The organism is Actinomadura sp. NBRC 104412 (assembly GCF_030269515.1).
GTDB lineage: Bacteria > Actinomycetota > Actinomycetes > Streptosporangiales > Streptosporangiaceae > Spirillospora.
In genome coordinates, this window is record NZ_BSTM01000067.1 from 3343 (window position 1) to 4758 (window position 1416).

A 1416-nucleotide genomic window follows, 5' to 3' on the forward strand; every position below is an offset into this window, starting at 1 on the left:
GTCGGCCCGAGGGGGTAGTAGGTGAGCGATGGGGTGACGCAGGAGGGTAGCTCAGCCCAGGCGGTGGTTGTCCTGGGGTAAGCATGTGGCCCGCGCCATTGGTAAATCCGTGGCGCTTGTGGGTGAGGTGTGATGCCGAGCCGTTTTAGGTGAAGTGAGTGATCCCATGCTGCCGAGAAAAGCCTCTAGTGAGTGTGCCGGCGGCCCGTACCCTAGACCGACTCAGGTGGTCGGGTAGAGAATACCGAGGCGTTCGGGTGAACTGTGGTTAAGGAACTCGGCAAATTGCCCCCGTAACTTTGGGAGAAGGGGGGCCATGTCTGGTGATCCGCTGTGCGCGGGGAGCTGGGTGTGGTCGCAGTGGCCAGGGGGAAGCGACTGTTTACTAAAAACACAGGTCCGTGCGAAGTCGTAAGACGCTGTATACGGACTGACGCCTGCCCGGTGCCGGAACGTTAAGAGGACCGGTGAGACCCCCTTTTGGGGGTCGGGGCTGAGAATCTAAGCGCCGGTAAACGGCGGTGGTAACTATAACCATCCTAAGGTAGCGAAATTCCTTGTCGGGTAAGTTCCGACCTGCACGAATGGCGTAACGACTTCCCCGCTGTCTCAACCACAGGCCCGGTGAAATTGCAGTACGAGTAAAGATGCTCGTTTCGCGCAGCAGGACGGAAAGACCCCGGGACCTTCACTATAGCTTGGCATTGGCGTTCGGGGCGGTTTGTGTAGGATAGGTGGGAGACTGTGAGGCGGTGACGCCAGTCATCGTGGAGTCGTTGGTGAAATACCACTCTGGTCGTTTTGAGCGTCTAACCCGCGCCCGTGGATCCGGGTGGGGGACAGTGCCTGGTGGGTAGTTTAACTGGGGCGGTTGCCTCCTAAAGGGTAACGGAGGCGCCCAAAGGTTCCCTCGGCCTGGTTGGTAATCAGGTGGTGAGTGTAAGGGCATAAGGGAGCTTGACTGTGAGACGGACGTGTCGAGCAGGTGCGAAAGCAGGGCCTAGTGATCCGGCGCCGGCGTGTGGAAGCGGTGTCGCTCAACGGCTAAAAGGTACCCCGGGGATAACAGGCTGATCTTCCCCAAGAGTCCATATCGACGGGATGGTTTGGCACCTCGATGTCGGCTCGTCGCATCCTGGGGCTGGAGTAGGTCCCAAGGGTTGGGCTGTTCGCCCATTAAAGCGGCACGCGAGCTGGGTTTAGAACGTCGCGAGACAGTTCGGTCCCTATCCGCTGCGCGCGTAGGAGAATTGAGAGGGTCTGTTCCTAGTACGAGAGGACCGGGACGGACGGACCTCTGGTGTGCCAGTTGTCCCGCCAGGGGCATGGCTGGTTGGCTACGTTCGGTCGGGATAACCGCTGAAAGCATCTAAGCGGGAAGCCTTCCTCGAGATGAGTTCTCCCTCCTGCCCTGTT

1 rRNA gene (only partly in view) is annotated in these 1416 nt (G+C 59.5%); it reads left to right on the forward strand.

Annotation, left to right across the window (positions count from 1 at the left end):
• Positions 1-1416, forward strand: a 23S ribosomal RNA gene (locus QSK21_RS35575); its annotated part reaches 1430 nt to the left of the window's first position; the annotation flags it as partial.